Source organism: Actinoplanes sp. NPDC023936 (assembly GCF_040639325.1).
In the GTDB taxonomy this organism is placed as follows: domain Bacteria; phylum Actinomycetota; class Actinomycetes; order Mycobacteriales; family Micromonosporaceae; genus Actinoplanes.
Map to the genome: position 1 here is coordinate 179,020 of NZ_JBEZZR010000007.1, position 16,611 is coordinate 195,630.

General features: G+C 71.0%; 17 protein-coding genes. 7 read left to right on the plus strand and 10 right to left on the minus strand.

What is annotated here, in order from left to right; all coding sequences use genetic code 11:
* Window positions 1-59: 59 nt before the first annotated feature.
* Window positions 60-1,397 carry a family 1 glycosylhydrolase gene (locus AB0F72_RS12950; RefSeq protein WP_360429741.1) on the plus strand — a complete coding sequence of 446 codons (1,338 nt, stop codon included), beginning with the start codon at window positions 60-62 and terminating at the stop codon, window positions 1,395-1,397.
* On the opposite strand, the gene AB0F72_RS12955 is transcribed toward AB0F72_RS12950, so the two are convergent.
* The 4 genes from AB0F72_RS12955 to AB0F72_RS12970 all read right to left on the minus strand — a co-directional run bounded on the left by AB0F72_RS12955 (window position 1,388) and on the right by AB0F72_RS12970 (window position 5,896).
* A complete protein-coding gene (locus AB0F72_RS12955; protein ID WP_360429743.1) occupies window positions 1,388-2,002 on the minus strand; it encodes a TetR/AcrR family transcriptional regulator in 615 nt (204 codons plus the stop codon). The two genes, AB0F72_RS12950 and AB0F72_RS12955, sit on opposite strands and share 10 nt — an antisense overlap.
* A gap of 142 nt (window positions 2,003-2,144) precedes the next feature.
* Complete coding sequence (locus tag AB0F72_RS12960) at window positions 2,145-3,329, minus strand: MFS transporter (protein WP_360429746.1); 1,185 nt, start codon at window positions 3,327-3,329, stop codon at window positions 2,145-2,147.
* 81 nt (window positions 3,330-3,410) lie between these two features.
* Window positions 3,411-4,040, minus strand: coding sequence for a futalosine hydrolase (locus tag AB0F72_RS12965; RefSeq protein ID WP_360429749.1), 630 nt, complete (start codon window positions 4,038-4,040; stop codon window positions 3,411-3,413).
* Complete coding sequence (locus tag AB0F72_RS12970) at window positions 4,037-5,896, minus strand: MFS transporter (protein WP_360429751.1); 1,860 nt, start codon at window positions 5,894-5,896, stop codon at window positions 4,037-4,039. Before AB0F72_RS12970 ends, AB0F72_RS12965 begins: the two co-directional genes overlap by 4 nt.
* A 54-nt stretch (window positions 5,897-5,950) precedes the next feature.
* On the opposite strand from AB0F72_RS12970, the gene AB0F72_RS12975 reads away from it, so the two are divergent.
* On the plus strand, window positions 5,951-6,820 hold the full coding sequence (locus AB0F72_RS12975) for a DUF3027 domain-containing protein (RefSeq protein ID WP_360429754.1): 870 nt from the start codon (window positions 5,951-5,953) through the stop codon (window positions 6,818-6,820).
* On the opposite strand, the gene AB0F72_RS12980 is transcribed toward AB0F72_RS12975, so the two are convergent.
* The gene (locus AB0F72_RS12980) at window positions 6,821-7,027 is read right to left on the minus strand and encodes a DUF2530 domain-containing protein (protein ID WP_360429933.1); all 207 of its coding nucleotides are present in this window, start codon (window positions 7,025-7,027) and stop codon (window positions 6,821-6,823) included.
* A 193-nt stretch (window positions 7,028-7,220) separates the two neighbouring features.
* On the opposite strand from AB0F72_RS12980, the gene AB0F72_RS12985 reads away from it, so the two are divergent.
* The 4 genes from AB0F72_RS12985 to AB0F72_RS13000 all read left to right on the plus strand — a co-directional run bounded on the left by AB0F72_RS12985 (window position 7,221) and on the right by AB0F72_RS13000 (window position 11,298).
* The gene (locus AB0F72_RS12985) at window positions 7,221-8,699 is read left to right on the plus strand and encodes an NCS2 family permease (RefSeq protein WP_360429757.1); all 1,479 of its coding nucleotides are present in this window, start codon (window positions 7,221-7,223) and stop codon (window positions 8,697-8,699) included.
* A gap of 110 nt (window positions 8,700-8,809) precedes the next feature.
* Window positions 8,810-9,256, plus strand: coding sequence for a MarR family transcriptional regulator (locus AB0F72_RS12990; protein WP_360429935.1), 447 nt, complete (start codon window positions 8,810-8,812; stop codon window positions 9,254-9,256).
* Between the two features lie 67 nt (window positions 9,257-9,323).
* Window positions 9,324-10,703 (plus strand): MFS transporter, encoded by a 1,380-nt coding sequence (locus AB0F72_RS12995; protein WP_360429760.1) that lies wholly within the window; start codon window positions 9,324-9,326, stop codon window positions 10,701-10,703.
* 145 nt (window positions 10,704-10,848) lie between these two features.
* Window positions 10,849-11,298 carry a hypothetical protein gene (locus tag AB0F72_RS13000; protein WP_360429763.1) on the plus strand — a complete coding sequence of 150 codons (450 nt, stop codon included), beginning with the start codon at window positions 10,849-10,851 and terminating at the stop codon, window positions 11,296-11,298.
* A gap of 212 nt (window positions 11,299-11,510) precedes the next feature.
* Here AB0F72_RS13000 and AB0F72_RS13005 read toward each other — a convergent pair whose 3' ends face one another.
* Window positions 11,511-11,888 carry a hypothetical protein gene (locus AB0F72_RS13005; protein WP_360429766.1) on the minus strand — a complete coding sequence of 126 codons (378 nt, stop codon included), beginning with the start codon at window positions 11,886-11,888 and terminating at the stop codon, window positions 11,511-11,513.
* 52 nt (window positions 11,889-11,940) lie between these two features.
* Here AB0F72_RS13005 and AB0F72_RS13010 point away from each other — a divergent pair, with 52 nt between their 5' ends.
* Window positions 11,941-12,564 (plus strand): TetR family transcriptional regulator, encoded by a 624-nt coding sequence (locus AB0F72_RS13010; RefSeq protein ID WP_360429769.1) that lies wholly within the window; start codon window positions 11,941-11,943, stop codon window positions 12,562-12,564.
* On the opposite strand, the gene AB0F72_RS13015 is transcribed toward AB0F72_RS13010, so the two are convergent.
* From AB0F72_RS13015 to AB0F72_RS13030, 4 genes are all read right to left on the minus strand, one after another.
* Complete coding sequence (locus AB0F72_RS13015; RefSeq protein WP_360429937.1) at window positions 12,531-12,998, minus strand: 2'-5' RNA ligase family protein; 468 nt, start codon at window positions 12,996-12,998, stop codon at window positions 12,531-12,533. The genes AB0F72_RS13010 and AB0F72_RS13015 overlap by 34 nt on opposite strands.
* Complete coding sequence (gene sepH, locus AB0F72_RS13020; protein WP_360429772.1) at window positions 12,995-14,068, minus strand: septation protein SepH; 1,074 nt, start codon at window positions 14,066-14,068, stop codon at window positions 12,995-12,997. Before sepH ends, AB0F72_RS13015 begins: the two co-directional genes overlap by 4 nt.
* A gap of 242 nt (window positions 14,069-14,310) precedes the next feature.
* Window positions 14,311-15,435, minus strand: a complete 1,125-nt coding sequence (gene serC, locus AB0F72_RS13025; RefSeq protein ID WP_360429776.1) for a phosphoserine transaminase — start codon at window positions 15,433-15,435, stop codon at window positions 14,311-14,313.
* Window positions 15,432-16,538, minus strand: a complete 1,107-nt coding sequence (locus AB0F72_RS13030; RefSeq protein ID WP_360429778.1) for a citrate synthase 2 — start codon at window positions 16,536-16,538, stop codon at window positions 15,432-15,434. The genes serC and AB0F72_RS13030 overlap by 4 nt, the downstream gene beginning before the upstream one ends.
* Between the last annotated feature and the right edge of the window lie 73 nt (window positions 16,539-16,611).

A 16,611-nucleotide genomic window follows, 5' to 3' on the forward strand; every position in this document is an offset into this window, starting at 1 on the left:
GCGACTGCGATAGCGCGCGACTGCCATAGCCTGCGCGAACTCCCATAGGAAGGAACGTCTTGCACATCCAGTTCCCACCCGGTTTCCGGTTCGGCATGTCGACCTCGGCCTATCAGATCGAGGGGACGGACGGCCTCGTCCCGAGCATCTGGGACACGTTCGCGGCACGGCCCGGGACGATCCGGCACGGCGAGAACGCCCGGGTCGCGATCGACCACGTGAACCGGTACGCCGAGGACGTGCGGCACATCGCCGAAGCCGGTACGCACGACTACCGGTTCTCGTTCTCCTGGCCGCGCGTGCTCTCCGGCGGGATCGGCTTCTACGACCGGCTCGTCGACGCGCTGCTCGAAGCCGGGGTACGGCCGGTGCCGACGCTCTACCACTGGGATCTGCCGCAGAACCTGGAGGACGCCGGCGGCTGGCTGAACCGGGACACCGCGTACCGGCTCGCCGATCACGCCGCCACCCTGGCACTGCGACTCGGCGATCGGGTCCGCGACTGGATCACGATGAACGAGATGAACGTCCACACCCTGTACGGATACGCGCTCACCGACCACGCCCCCGCCCGCGGGCTGGGCCTGGAGGCGCTGCCCGCGGCGCATCACCAGCTGCTCGCCCACGGTCTGGCCGTACAGGTGCTGCGCACGCACGGCGCCGCCACGGTCGGGGTGGCGAACCAGCACTTCCCGGTCGCCCCGGCCAGTGACGACCCGGCGGATCTGATGGCGGCGGGGCTGTTCGAGGAGCTGACGAACTGGACGTTCTCCGACCCGATCCTGCGTGGCGCGTACCCGAACGAGCTGATCGCGGCCGGAATCGGCACCACCGGCGCGCAGCTGGACCGGGATCTCGAGCTGATCCGGGCGCGGCTGGACTTCTACGGGGTCAACTACTACGAGCCGACGATGATCGAGGCGCCGAAAGCGGGCAAGGATTACTCCGGCGTACTGGAAGTGGATATCCCGGACGGGATGCCGTTCTCGCCGGTGCCGGTGAAGAGCGACGAGCGCACCGATTTCGGCTGGTCGATCGTGCCGTCCGGGCTCACCGAGATCCTGGTGACGCTGAAGGACCGCTATCCGAATCTGCCACCCGTGGTGATCACCGAGAACGGCGCCTCGTTCCACGACGCGCCACCCGGTCCGGACGGCCGGGTGCGCGACGAGCGCCGGATCTCCTATCTGGACGCCCATCTGCGCGCGGTGGCCGCCGCGATCGAGGCGGGAGTTCGGGTCGACGGCTACTACGTCTGGTCGGCGCTCGACAACTTCGAGTGGGCAGCCGGTTATGACGAGCGCTTCGGCCTCATATATGTGGACAAGTCCACTCTGGAGCGGACGCGCAAGGACTCCTGGTACTGGTACCGCGACCTGATCGCGGCTCAGCGCTGAAGCGTGTCGACCCGCTGAAGCTGATCGACGAACTGCGTGGCGAGGCGGTTCAGGCGCTCTGCGCGGCCCTCCTCGGCCCACCCGTCCACGAGGCTGAGCAGCGTGCTCCCCTCGACCAGGATGATGAAGTCGTCGATCACCGACTCGTCGTCCACGCCGGCCCGCAGCTCACCGAGCTCCCGCGCCTCGCGCAGACAGTTCACCAGGTGCACCCGGATCTCCTGGTGTGACCGGCGGCGGGACTCGGCGAGCCGGGGGTGGGACAGCGCGGCGCCGGCGAACGCGACGTTGACGTGGGCGTCCGCGGCACGTTCCTCGTCCAGCGGCAGCACCGCTTCCAGCGCGGCGCGCAGGCCGTCCAGGCCGAACAGGTCCCCGCCGATCCGGAACGCGCGCTCCACGATCCGGTCGTAGACCGCTTTCTGTGCGGCGACCAGGATGTCGTCCTTGCCGCCCAGGAAGTGGGCCAGCACGCTCAGCGAGCAGCCGGCCTCGTCGGCGATGGCGCGGGTCGTGGTGCCCTCCACCCCGCGGGCGCGGACCACCCGCCACGCCGCGGCGAGCAGCTCAGCCTTTCTCCGGTCGTGATCGACGAGCCTCGGCACGCCGCAAGCTTAGCCAACCCCGCCCCCGCCCGATCTTGGCGATTTACCCACCACCGTCCACCCCGTCGGCAATTCTCCAAGATCGGGAAGGCGGCGGCCGGCGGCCGGCGGCGGGAGCGGCGGGCGGCGGGAGCGGCCGGCGCTATTTGAGGGAGGGAGTGGCGAGCGCCAGGTGCGGGAGGCGGCGGGCCAGCGGAAGCGTCAGGATCACCGCCACGACCGGGATCAGGAAGGCGATCCGCAGGCCGACCGGTTCGGAGAGCGCGCCGATCAGCACCGCGCCGACCAGGGCGCCGCCGTAGTTGAAGAGGTTCACCTTGGCGATCACCTCGTCGCTGCTCTCGGCGGCCGACTCGCCGGCCGCGCTGAACGCCAGCGGCACCAGCACGCCGACCCCGATCCCGGAGATGGCGAAACCGGTCACCGCGGCGCCGACCGACGGCAGCAGCGCCACCAGCCCGCAGCCGATCCCGCAGACCGCCAGGCCGCCGACGGCGACCACGAGACGGCCGGCCCGGGGCATCACGTGGTCGGCGACGAGACGGCTCACCAGGACGGCCGCCTGGTAGGCCGCGTAACCGAGCGGGGCCACCGAGGAGGCCGCCCCGAGCGAGTCCTGCAGGTAGACCGAACTCCACGTGCTGACGGCCGAGTCAACCAGGAACGCCGTGAAGATCAACATGCCGCAGGCCAGCACGATCGGCCGGAGCGCGCGGCTACCGTGCGGATGCGCCGCGGCCGCCCGCAGGGTCCGCCCGGGCTCGAAGGCGCGCCAGCCGATCATCCCGATCAGCGCCGCGAACCCGGCCGCCACGCCGATCGCCAGCTCGGCGCCCGCGCCGCTCTCCAGCACGCCGGACATCAGCAGCGCGGCGGCGATCGCGGCCGCCGTGTACGCCGCGAAGAGCCGGCTCATCACGCTGCGCCCGAGCCGCGCCTGCACCAGCACGCCCTGCATGCTCAGCGACGCGTCGACAGCGCCCAGGCCGACGCCGTAGGCCAGCAGGACGGCCGCGAAGACCGCGTTCGGCGTGGCGACTGTCGCGCCGGCCAGACCCGCCGAGACCAGCAGCAATCCGGAGGCGAGAGCGTACCGGCTGCCCCAGCGGGTGGCGATCCGGTCGGCCAGCATCGAACCCCCGGCCGCGGCCACGCAGACCAGCAGCAGGATCGCCGAGACGAACGTGTCGTCGATGCCCTGCCGGTCCTTGAACGCCGGGAGCGCGGTGACCACCGCGGCATAACCGAGACCCTGAGCGGCGTAACCCGCGCCGATCAGCCGGGCCCGGGCCGCGGCCGTCATCCCGATGCCGCTCGCGTCGTCCATCGTGCCTCGCTTCGCCGGGATGAAAGCGTGCTGTTCAGCGCAGCATGCCGCCCGGGAGTGACGAGAGCAACAGATCGACTGTTACGAAACGATCAGCGCGGGAGCCGCGGCCCGCAGCGCGCCGAACGCCTCGGCCATCCGCCACGCCGACCGGTCCCGCGGCCCCACCGCGTTCGAGATCGTCCGCAGCTCGGCGAAGGGCACCAAGGCGGCGGCCGCCGCGCTTGCCACGCCGTACCCCTCCATCGCCTCCGCGACCGCCTGCGGGAAGCGGTCCGCCAGCCGGTCCGCGGTCGCCTGCGTGCCGGTCACCGTGCTCAGCGTCAGCACGTCCCCGGTGACCGCGTGCGGCAGGCCCGCGCGCAGGGCCTTGAGAAGCACCGGATCGCACTCCAGCACGCTGCTGCCGAACCCCAGCTCCTCCACCGGCAGGAACCCGTCCGGGGTCTCGGCGCCCAGGTCCGCCGCGATGCTGCGGGTGGCGAGCACGGTGCCGCCGACCGGGACCCGCCCGGCGAATCCACCGGCGATCCCGGCGCTGATCACGGCACGGTAGGCGCCGGTCGCGAGCAGGCGCGCGGTTCCGGCGGCGGCCGCTGCCGGACCGACGCCGACGGCGTCGACCACGATCAGATCCGGGTCGAGACCCGGGCGGATCGCTGCGGCCTCCGCGTCAACAGCGGTCACCACCAGGATTTTGTACGAGTTCACGCGTCCCCACCGGTCCCAGGATCGACATCCCGCGAACCGTAACCCGTGCTGGACGGCCGGTAGACGTGGTATCCCGGCGGCGCTCCGGCGTTCGTCGGGCGCTGCGGTGGCGTGCCGCTGCCGTCGCCGCCGCGGTATCGGACCGTGGGCGGCTCCGCCTCGGCCTCCTCACGACGGGTGGGTCGCTCGGGTCGTGCGGGAGTCTCCGGCCGTGCGGGCGTCCGCGCGGTCTCGGGTGGTTCGGCCGCCGGCTTCTCCTTGCGGCGGCCGAACCAGCGCCTCCGGCTGGGCGGCGGCTCGATAAGCGTGGTGTCCGTCCCGCGCCGTCCGGGCGTGGTGTCGGCCCCGCGCTGGGCGGCCGTGCTGTCTGTCCCGCGCTGGGCGGGCGCCGGAGCGGCCGCCGGCTCGGGCGTCGGATCGGCCCAGGGATCGACCGCCTCCATCACGGGCCCGCGGGACGGGTCGTCACCCCGTACCCCCGCAGTCGGGGTTTGATCGTTGTCCGGGCGTCCCGACAGGCGCTCGTTGTGCAGCCGCGCTGCCGCCCAGGCGGCGCGTGCCGCGGCGAGCACCGCCAGCAGCGCGGCGAGCCCGATGCCCATCCGGCCCGGCAGCGGGATGATCCCGAGGCCGCCACCGGCCACCCAGGCCAGCATGAGCGCGGTCTCCGAGTGCGCGAACGCGGTGGCCCGCTGCTGCTCGGGGACGCGTTCCTGGATGCTCGCGTCGACCGCGAGCTTCGCGATCCCGCTGAAGATCGCGGTGAGCAGGGCCAGCAGGGTGACCATCGCGAGGTTGTAGAAGATCGTGGTGAGCACCGCGACGCCGGCCGTCACCACGAGACCGCTGGACTGCAGCGCGAGCGGACGGCGGATGCGCAGACCGGTGCCGGCCGCGGTGGAGAGGAACGTGCCGACGGCGAGCGCGCCACCGACCACGCCGACCGCGGCGCCCCGGTTCAGCTCGAACCCCAGGAACGAGCTGGGCAGGTCGTTCCCCATGATCGCGAAGGTCAGGAAGAGCAGCAGGAAGCCGTAGAGAAGGCGCAGGCTGGAGCTGCCGATCAGGCTCGCCAGCACCAGGCGCTCGGCGAGCGGGCGACCGGAACCAGCGGTCCGGAGCACCGCACGCCACGCGCGCGGCATCTCCTCCGGTGGATCGGAGTCGGCGCGCGGCGGCAGCTTGAGCGCGATCACCACGCCGACCATGAAGATGATCGTGGCGACGCGCAGGGGCCACTGTGGCCCGAACTTGAACGCCAGCAGGCCGATCGGCGCCACCACGATGCCGGCGAACGTGCCGTACACACTGGCCCGGGCGCCCACCTGGGAGAGGCCCACCCCGGCCGGGAGCAGACGTGGCACGGCCGCCGATCGGGCCACGCCGTAGGCGCGGGAGAAGGCGAGCACCGCGAACGCGGCCGGATAGAGGCCCCAGCCGAGCAGGTTGTCCGACATCACGTAGGCGAGGAAGGCCCGGCCCAGCATGGTGACCGCCAGCGCGTACCGCCGGCCGTGCCGGAAGTGGTCCAGCAGCGGGCCGACCACCGGCGCGAGCAGCGCGAACGGCACCATCGTGATGAGCAGGTAGAGCCCCACCTTGCTGCGCGCCTCACCGAGCGGGACGCTGAAGATGGTCCCGGCGAGTCCGATCGCGATGAGCGCGTCACCGGCACAGGAGATCGCGTGCAGGTCGAACAGCCGGATCATGCCGACCTCGTTGGCGGCGCCGCGCGCCCGGGCCGTGCCGACCCGGCGGGTGGCCCAGGCGCTTCCGCGCACCGAACCACGCACCACCAGACGGAAGGCCTTCACGCCGGTGCCGACGGTGCGTCCGAGTGTGGGAAGCAGCGGCATGACAACCATCCTGACTGATACTCGCTCCTCCCGTCGCCCTCCACGCGCGGCTATATGGGGACTCGTTGCGGTGTACCGGGTGGGGTAGGCAACAATGGGCGGGTGACCTCCAGGACTGCCGCCCGCGCCGCCCGACTCGACCAGGTCTGTGCCGATGCTGTCGGGGTGGCTCGTGGTGCCATCACCGAAGTGGACGCGAGTGACGTCGGTGAACACCTCGAGGTGATCGCCGAGGGTGATCGGCTGGTCACCCATTTCTTCGAGAGCCACCTCGCCGGTTATCAGGGCTGGCGCTGGGCGGTCACGGTGACCCGCGTCCCGCGCAGCCGTCACGTGACGGTCTGCGAGACCGTGCTGCTGCCCGGCCCGGACGCGCTGCTCGCGCCCGGCTGGGTGCCGTGGAACGAGCGGGTCCAGCCCGGCGACCTGGGTGTCGGCGACCTCATGCCGACCGCGCCCGACGACGACCGGCTCGCTCCGGGCTACGTGCTCAGCGACGACCCGGCGGTCGAGGAGGTCTCCTGGGAGCTCGGCCTGGGCCGGCCCCGGGTGATGTCCCGCGAGGGGCGGGCCGAGACCGCCCAGCGGTGGTACGACGGCGACGCCGGACCGGAAGCGCCGATCTCCACCGCCGCTCCCCGCAACGCCCGCTGCGGCACCTGCGGCTTCTACCTGCCGCTGGCCGGCTCGATGCGCCCGATGTTCGGTGTCTGCGGCAACCTCTACGCGCCGGACGACGGCCGCGCGGTCAGCGCCGACCACGGCTGCGGCGCGCACTCCGAGGCGTTGCTCACCACCCCTGAGCAGCCGGTCGAGGAACTTCCCACGGTTTACGACGACAGCGAGGTCGAGGCCGTGGCGGTCAGCCGCGGGCACGGCTCGGTGGAGTCAGGCGAGCCGGCCGAGGATTACGGCCACAGCTGATCAGTCGGTGACCCGGAACTCCGGGTGGGTCAGTGTGCGGCGGCGCTTGCGGTTCCGGTCGTGCACGACCATCGTCAGCGTGCCCGGGATGCCCCAGAGCAGGCCGGCCAGGCTGACCTCCACCCAGTGATCCGGCGCCCCGGCGAGCCAGGTGACCAGGAGCGCGACGGCGAAGGCCGCCGTGCCGGCAAGGGCGAACGGGACCATCGGCGGATCGAGCGGTTCGGGCCGCGGTTTCGTCCCGACCACCACACCGAGAACCTCATCGGCTTTCGCGCTCTTCGTGGCGGGCGACAGGTCACTCACTCCGTCAGGGTACGACCATTACGCACCGCATCGGGAAGGCGCGTGAGAGTTGTAACATCACTCCGCTTTTACCGAGGTCATCAGGTTTGAGAGCATGCGCCCGTCCCCTCGTGTTGAGAGATCCCGGAAGGGTCGTATGTCCATAGCTACCGAGCCGACGAGCAAGTTCGATCGGTTCTTCGAGATAACCGCGCGCGGCTCGACACTGAGCCGGGAGATCCGCGGTGGCATCGTCACGTTCTTCACGATGGCGTACATCGTCGTGCTGAACCCCCTGATCCTGGCCGGTGGAACCGACTCCACCGGCGCGCAGCTGCCGATCGCCGCGCTGGCGGCCGGCACCGCGCTCGTCGCCGGCCTGATGACCATCCTGATGGGCGTTGTCGCGCGCTTCCCGCTGGCGCTCGCCGCCGGCCTTGGTGTGAACGCGCTCGTCGCGTACGAGATCGCGCCGGAGATGACCTGGGCCGACGCGATGGGCCTGGTCGTCATCGAGGGTGTGCTGATCGCCATCCTGGTGCTGACCGGCCTGCGTACCGCCGTGTTCCGGGCGGTCCCGACCCAGCTGAAGACCGCGATCGGCGTGGGCATCGGTCTCTTCCTGATGATCATCGGTCTGGTGGACGCCGGGTTCGTGCACCGCGTGCCGGACGCCGCCAACACCACCGTCCCGGTCGAGCTGGGCCTCGGCGGCAAGCTGATGACCTGGCCCTCGCTGGTCTTCGCGGTCGGCCTGCTCTTCACCCTGGTGCTCTTCGTCCGCAAGGTGAAGGGCGCCATCCTGATCGGTATCCTCGGCACCACCGTCCTGGCGATCATCGTCGAGGCGATCGCCGGGGTCGGCTCGGTCGTCACCAACCCGCACGGCTGGTCGCTCAACGTCCCGACGCTGCCCGACAAGATCATCGACACCCCGGACCTGTCGCTGATCGGGCAGTTCAACGTCCTGGACTCGTGGTCGACGGCCGGCTGGCTGGTCGTGCTGATGTTCATCTTCACGCTGCTGATCACCGACTTCTTCGACACGATGGGCACGATGGTCGCGGTCGGCCAGGAGGGTGAGCTCCTCGACCAGGAGGGCATGCCGCCGCGTACCAAGGAGATCCTGCTCGTCGACTCGGTGGCGGCCGCTGCCGGTGGCGCGGCGAGCGTCTCCAGCAACACCTCGTACGTGGAGAGCGCCTCGGGTGTCGGCGAGGGCGCGCGTACCGGCGTGGCGAGCCTGGTCACCGGCGTGCTGTTCCTGGTCGCGATGTTCTTCGCGCCGCTGGTCAAGGTGGTGCCGTTCGAGGCCGCGTCGACAGCGCTCGTGGTCGTCGGCTTCCTGATGATCAGCACGGTCACGAAGATCGACTGGACCGACTACACCATCGCGGTGCCGGCGTTCCTGACCGTCACGCTGATGCCGTTCACGTACTCGATCTCCAACGGCATCGGGGCCGGGGTCATCTCGTACGTCGTCCTGAAGGTCTTCACCGGCAAGGCCCGGGAGATCCACCCCATCCTGTACGGGGTGGCCGCCCTGTTCGTGCTGTACTTCGCCCGGGGTCCGCTGGAGTCCTGGGTTCTCTGAATTCCCGGTTGTGTTCCACCGTCACCGGTTGCGTTAGCGTGCCGGTGACGGTGGTCATACGGGTCATCCGATGTCGTTAGCCATGCTCATTAGCTAGGCTAAGTAACGTGATGGAGCGGGTGGTGACGACGGAACGCGCGACAGCGGAACCGCTTGCCAAAACGCTGCGGGACGCGATCACCCGGCTCAGCCGCCGGGTCCGGCAAGCCCGGCCGGTCGGTGACCTCACGTTCAGCCAGCTCTCCGCGCTGACCAGCCTCCAGCTGGCCGGTGAGCTGACTCCTCGTGAGCTCGCCGACGTCGAACGGGTCCAGCCTCCGACGATGACCAAGATCGTCGGAAAGCTGGAGGACCGCGGGCTCGTCGCACGTAAAGCGCACCCCACCGACGGGCGTCAGGTCATCCTGGCCGCCACCGAGCAGGGGAAAGCCGTCTACGCGCAGTACGAGCAGGCGCGCAACGAGTGGCTGGCACGAGCTCTCGACCGTTTGAGCCCGGAGGAACGGGAAACCCTTGCACACGCCGCGGAGATTCTGCAGCGCGTCGCACGGGGCTGACTCCCTTTTCGTGTCGTTCCGCTTCGTCACACGACGATGACGCGTACGACCGAGCGAAGGGGGCCCTTTGAGCGCCACATTCCGGTCTCTGCAGGTTCGTAATTACCGCCTCTTCTCCGCCGGGCAGCTGGTGAAGCTGATCGGCGTGTGGATGATGTTCACGGCCCAGGACTGGCTGGTGCTGGAACTCTCCGACAACTCACCCGGTGCGCTGGGGACGGTGACGGCGCTCCAGTTCGTACCCGTCATGCTCCTCACCCTGGTGAGCGGCCGCCTGGCCGACCGTTACGACAAGCGCAAGCTGCTGGTCGCGGCGAACGCCGCCTTCGCGGTCTTCGCCGTCGCCTTCGCGGTGCTCGTCACCAGCGGCGTGGTCCAGCTCTGGCACGTCTTCGTCTTCGCGCTCCTCCTCGGCATCGCGAACGCTGTCGAGACCCCGGTCCGGCAGGCCTTCGTCTCCGAACTCGTCGAGCTCCCGCTGCTGCCGAACGCGCTCGCGCTCTCCGCGGCCACCTTCAACATCGCCCGGATCAGCGGACCGGCGCTCGCCGGCGTGCTGCTCGCGGTGCTCTCCACGCCCGGGGTCTTCCTGATCTCGACGGCGCTGTCGATCGCGCCGGTCTTCACCTATGTCTGGATGCGGCCGGACGACCTCTACCGGTCGGCGCGCGTCAAGGGCGCCCAGGCGCGGGTCATCGACGGGCTGCGGTACGTCGGGAAGCGGCACGATCTGGTGCTGCCGATCTGCCTGATGGCCGTGATCGGCATGATCGGCTTCAACTTCCCGGTCACGCTGGCGGCCCTCGCAAAGATCAACTTCAACGCCGGTCCGTCGTCGTTCGGGCTGCTCACCACGTGTCTGGCGATCGGAGCGCTGGGTGGCGCGCTGGCCGGGACGCGGCGGCGGGCCCGGCCCGGGGTGTACCGGGTGATCGGCGCGGCGCTGCTCTTCGGCCTCTTCGAGGTGGCCGTCGGATTCTCGCCCACTTTCGTGGTCGCCGCGATCCTGCTGGTTCCGACCGGCTTCTTCTCGATCTATCTGGCGCAGGGGGCGAACCACCGGGTGCAGATGGGGGTGGACGGGGAGTACCGGGGGCGGGTCATGGCCCTCTACGTGCTGGTGTTCCTGGGTACCACGCCGATCGGGGCGTCGCTGTCCGGCTGGTGGGGCGAGCACTTCGGGGTGCCGTCGAGCATCTGGGCGGCCGGGGTGGTCAGTTTCCTGGCCGCCGTGGGTGCGCTGGTGTGGCAGTTGCGGGTCAGCGGAGATCGGATCGAGGTTCGCGGCCGGCGGGTGCGCCTGGTGCCGTTGGTGCCGTCGGAGCGTTCGGCGCCTTCGGCGCCTTTGGTGCGGGCAGAGCCGTCGGGCTCGGAGTCGCCTTCGGTCGGGTCGCAGGGTGGTCACGCCGAGCCGGTGGCGGACTCCAACCCGGTGGCCCGGGTCTGACTTCGCGCCCGGGTCTGACTTCACGCCCGGGTCTGACTTCACGGCAGTGCGGTGCCGTTTCGCGGCTTTTGGGTACTGATGTTGGCAGTCCGTGTCCACCAAACGGGTATACCGGCCCGGACCGTCAGGCTTTAGCGTCGAACTCGTGGCGATCGCGCACATTGCTGTGCTTTCAGCGGCGTTGTCAGCGCTGCTGATGTTGCAGTGCGCGGCGGCGATGCTCGACCCCCAGGCGCGCGGCATGCGTCGCCTGCTGACCCGCGGTGGCCGCCGGGAGCTCCGCTCCCTGCGCCGGCTGGACCGGACCCTCAAGGTCCGCGACCCGGTCACCCCCACCGGTTCCCCCTCCATCGAGCAGATTGCGTACGACCTGCGCCGTCTCGACAAGCAGCGCCGCAGCGGCCCGACCCGTTGCTCCGAGGTGTGGCTGGCGGCGGTGCTGAGGGCCTACGACGCCCGTCTCCAGCTCGCCTGCCGGTGCCTGGGCCTGCCCGAGCACCTTCAGCCGCTGGAGGGCGTCGACCGCGAGATCGAGCGTTTGCGCGTGGAGGCCGCGCTGCAGGCGGCGGGCATGCTCCTGCGCACCCACCCGTAACCGAGCCCGCCGGCCGGCGCCGCCCCGAGCGTGTGAAGTTCGGGTGCGCTCCGCGCCTCAACTCCACACGCAGGCGGTGCCGCCCCCGAGCGTGTGGAGTTCGGGTGCGCTCCGCGCCTCAACTCCACACGCACGGGGTGGTGCCTTTGAGCGTGTGGAGTTGGGGTGCGATCCGGACCTCAACTCCACACGCGAGGGGTGGGTTCGGGTTGTCAGGCGCGACCGGCGGTCAGGGAGGGGCTCGCGGGCCGGCTCGTCGGTGACCCCGGTCGGTTGCCCCGCGCCATCGCCACGGCTGCTGCCGCTGCCACGAGGGCGCCGATCAGGCTGGGGGCTCCGAGGTCGCCTGTCACCGCGTACGAGAAGACGGAAACCGTGAGCACCCCCGCGGCGTAAGCGAAACCGATCGCCAGGGTGGCGGCAGCCGCCCTGGCCGGCAGTGACGCGCCGAGCGCGAGCACCGCGCAGAGGATCAGGTCGGGGACGAGGAACGGGTTGTCCGCTCGCCAGGAGGAGTGCAGGAAGAGGAAGACGAACGTGGTGACGCTGAGTGTGGCCGCAGCCAGGCGGCCTACCAGGAGGACTCGCATGTCTACACCGTAGACAACGGGGCGGCCGATGTCTACGCCGTAGACTGCCGGAATGCCGAAGAGAGCGCTGACCCCCGAGCTGATCGCCGCGACGGCGCTGGAGCTGGGGGACCGCGACGGCGACCCGGCGATGTCGATGCGGCGGATCGCGGCCGAGCTCGGATGCGACCCGATGGCCATATATCGGCACTTCGCCAATCGGGAGGCGCTGCTCGACGCGGTGGCCGATCTCGCGCTCGCCGGCGTCGCGGCGCCCGGCCCGGACCTCCGCTGGGACCAGCGGCTGAGCGAGCTCCTCACCGAGGTGCGCGGGGCGGCGTTGCGGCACCCCGGCATCGCGGCGCACGTGGCGGCCCGGCCGCCGCTCGGGGCGAACGGCCGGCGACTCTCCGCGGCGATCACCGGGGCGCTCGCCGATGCGGGGCTGACGCCGTCCGGGGTGGTGCAGTCAACCCAGGCGCTGATCGCCTATGTCGCGGCGGCCCTCGCGATGACCGTCAAGGCTGGCGCGCGGGACGAGCGGTGGCACCGGGTCAGCGCGGTGCTCGGCGCGGGGATGCCGGTGGTGGGGTCGGAGGAGCAGTTCGCCTACGGCCTGCGGCTGATGATCAATGGAATCCGGGGGGAGGCGGCCGGGGGTGGTCAGGGCAGTGTCCACTCGCCGATCCGCGAATAGGTCCCGTCGGCGCTGCGGACCAGCGACACCCCGCGGACCCACCACTCCGGACCCGCATAATCCGCCAACCCGTCCAGGATCGAGGCGGAGTACCGGTACGAAACCGTCAGGTGCGGATGGAACTCCCGGTCATCGATCGGGAACCCGGCCAGGCACCCGACCACGCGCTCGCGGAGCGCACCCAGCGCGGCCACGTCGCCGCCGAGACCGGCCCAGACCACCGACCGGAACCGTCCACCGCCCGCGAGCCGCAGCGTGAACGGGTCGCCCAGCGACGCCCGTCCCAGCGCCGGCGCGACGAGGGTGGGGTCGGCGTCGCCGAGGAATGCCAGCGTGACGTGCCACTTGTCGGCGCGGGACCGGATGGCGGGCACCGAAGACGCGAGATCCCGCCGGACGTCCTCCGGCGGGAAGATCGCGACGAACAGGCTCAGGAGGACTCCCGGGCTGCCGGGCCGCCCCCGAACAGCACGTCATCCCAGCTGGGCAGTCGCTTGCGCGGCTTGTTCTCCTCGGTCTCCGAGCTGGCCTGGGCGTTGCCCTGACCGACCGTGCGGCGCGGGCGCAGGACCGCCAGCGACGGCACCGCGGGAACCTCTTTCGGCAGGTCGGCGTCGTCGTCGAACGCGGAACCGGCGCCACCGCCGAGCAGTGCCGCGGCGCCGCCGGCGACCGGGCGCCGGGCGGCCGGGGAGACCGGCTCGAGGCCGCGGCCGGAGTTGCCCTCGAGTGGCCGGTCGAGCGAGGCGAGCAGGGCGTCCCGCCCGGCGCGGATCGGGTCGCGGTTGCGCGACGGCGAGGCGTCGGACGTGGTCGGCAGGCCGTGACCGCCGCGAGCCGGCTCGGAGCTGCGGGCCGGGCCGGGCAGGCCGTGGCCGCCGCGCTCGGGGGCCGGCTCCTGGCCGAGGATCTGGGTGGGCCGCTCGGCGCAGAGGTATTGCGCCATGTCGTCGTGCGGCGACACCACCTGACGGCCCTTGTCCAGGTCCCAGATGGCCTGCGCTGTGGCTTTGCCGGACGGCCAGGTGGCGACGATCCGCCAGGCGCCGTCGTCCTTGCGGAACGCGTCCCAGGAGATCTTCTCGGTGTCGATGCCGTGCTGCGCGAGCCGGCTGTCGACGACCTCGGCGAGCGGCTGGCCGGTGTCCGACGTCTTCAGCCGGGTGCGGCGGGCATGCTGCGCGAGCATGGCCCGCTCCTGCAGCACCGGACCGGCGTAGCGGAGCACGCGGTCGACCGGCACGCCGGCGATGCGCGCGACGTCCTCGGCGGACTCGCCGGAACGAATGCGGGACTGGATGTCCCTCGGGGACAGTGAGGGTGGTGCCGTCTCCGGCGACAGGACCGCCACCGCCGTCCCGGCGCCGGAACCCTGACCACCGCTCTCGGTCAGCACCCCGCTCACCCGGTCGTCGATGGGAAGCGCCAGGAGCCGGCCGACCTCATCGGCGAGCACCAGGGCCTGACCGTCCTCGGAGAGGGCGACGAAGCGTACCGGCCGCATGCGTTGCCTCCGTCTCGTCGCGTTGGCCTGATGTCCCGAGAGTCAGCCACCCGGGCGCGTTTCGGAACACGGTACGCGCCTTGGTCACCCTATGGGGGTAAGCCACGCCGTCGAACTCGCTGACCAGGGAAGATGATCTTCACTCAGTTCCATGACCAAAAGCTATCTAAACCCAAAACCTATTTATTGGGTACGGGTGACGGGCCGTTCATCGCAATGAGGCCCGTCACCAGGAAGATTTCTTACAGTCGTTCCACCACATGATCGATGCACGCGGTGAGAGCCGCCACATCGGTCGGATCGACGGTCGGATAGAGCGCGACCCGGAGCTGGTTGCGGCCGAGCTTGCGGTACGGCTCGGTGTCCACCACGCCGTTGGCCCGCAGGACCTTCGCGATCGCCGTGGCGTCCACGCCCTCGGCGAAGTCGATCGTCGCGACCGCCGCGGAGCGCAGCGCCGGGTCGGTCACGAACGGCTGGGCGAAATCGGACTTGTCGGCCCAGCCGTAGATCGTGGCGGCGCTCTCCGCGCTGCGCTTGACCGCCCAGGACAGGCCGCCCTGCGCGTTCATCCAGTCCACCTGCTCGGCGGCGAGGAAGACGGTGGCCAGCGCCGGCGTGTTGTAGGTCTGCTCCAGGCGGGACTGCTCGATCGCGGTCACCAGGTCGAGGAACTGCGGGATGTACCGCTTGCTCGCCTTGACCTCGAAGGCCCGCTCGATCGCGGCCGGCGACAGCAGGGCCAGCCAGATCCCGCCGTCCGAGCCGAGCGCCTTCTGCGGGGCGAGGTAGTAGACGTCGGTCTCGCTCACGTCGACGTCGAGGCTGCCGCCGCCGGACGTGGCGTCGGTGAGCAGCAGCGCGCCCGGGTCGGCGCCGGCGACCCGGCGCACCGGGACGGCCACGCCGGTGGAGGTCTCGTTCTGCACGCTGGCGTAGACGTCCACGCCGGCCTCGGCGGTCAGGTACGCGGCCAGCCCGGCGGGCGCCCGGTGCACGGTCGGCTCGGCGAGGAACGGCGCGTCCGTGACGGCCTGGACGAACTTGGCGCCGAACTCGCCGAACTCGGCGAACTGCGCCTTCTCCTTGACCAGCCCGAACGTGGCGACCTCCCAGAACGCGCTGGTGCCGCCGTTGGCGAGGATCACCTCGTACCCGTCCGGGATCGAGAAGAACTCGGCGAGGCCACGACGTAGCCGGGCGACCTGGTCCTTCACCGTCCTCTGCCGGTGCGAGGTGCCCATGAAGGTGCGGGACACCGCGGAGAGCGCCTCGACGCCTTCCGGCCGGACCTTGCTCGGCCCGGAGCCGAACCGGCCGTCGACGGGTTTGATCGTGTCAGGAATCCGGATGTCAACCACGGTCACACATTATGCGTGAGGTGGCTCCAGCCCTCGACCTCCTGCGGCTTACGGGGTGCCGGTCCCACGTACGCGAGGCCCGGGCGCAGGATCCGGCCGAGCCGCTTCTGCTCCAGGATGTGCGCGCTCCACCCGGCCACCCGGGCGCAGGTGAACATCGAGGTGAACATGTGCGCCGGCACCTCGGCGAAGTCGAGCACCACGGCCGACCAGAACTCCACGTTGGTGAAGAGGTACTTCTCCGGCCGGCGCTCCTGCAGCTCGGCGAGCGCGGCCGCCTCCAGCGCCTCGGCTACCTCGAACCGGGGCGCGCCCAGGTCCTTGGCGATCCGGCGCAGCACCCGGGCCCGGGGGTCCTCGGCCCGGTAGGCGCGGTGCCCGAAGCCCATCAGGCGCTCGCCGCGATCGAGAACGTCCTTCACGTACGAGGTGGCGTCGCCGCTGCGTTCCACCCGTTCGAGCATCTGCAGCACCCGGGTGGGCGCGCCGCCGTGCAGCGGGCCGGAGAGCGCGCCGATCCCGGAGGAGATGCAGGCGGCCGCGTCCGCGCCGGTGGAGGCGACGATGCGGGTGGTGAAGGTGGAGGCGTTCAGCCCGTGCTCGGCGGCCGCGATGAAGTACGCGTCGACGGCCTTGATGTGCCGCGGGTCCGGCTCGCCACGCCAGCGGCGCATGAACCGCTCCACGATGGTCTCGGCCTTGTCGATGTCCTTCTGCGGGACGGCCGGCAGACCCAGGCCACGCGCGGCCTGCGCGACGAACGAGAGCGCGGTCACCGACACCCGGGCCAGGTCGGAGCGGGTCTGCTCGTCGGTGATGTCGAAGAGCTGGGACAACCCCCAGTACGGCGCCAGCATCGCGACCGCCGACTGCACGTCGACCCGGATGTCGCCGGAGTGCACCGGCACCGGGAACGGCTCGGCCGGCGGCAGGCCGGGACCGAACTTCCCGTCCACGAGCAGGCCCCAGACGTTGCCGAACGAGACCTGGCCGATCAGATCCTCGATGTCGACTCCGCGGTACCGCAGTGCGGCGCCGGTCGGATCTGGCTCGGCGATCTCGGTCTCGAACGCGATGACGCCCTCGAGTCCCGGCTTGAAGTCGGACACGGCACTCCCTGGGGAACAGGACGGTGGAGCGAGTTTGCGGTGGGTGATTCATCTTGCCCGCCGGGTAACCGCC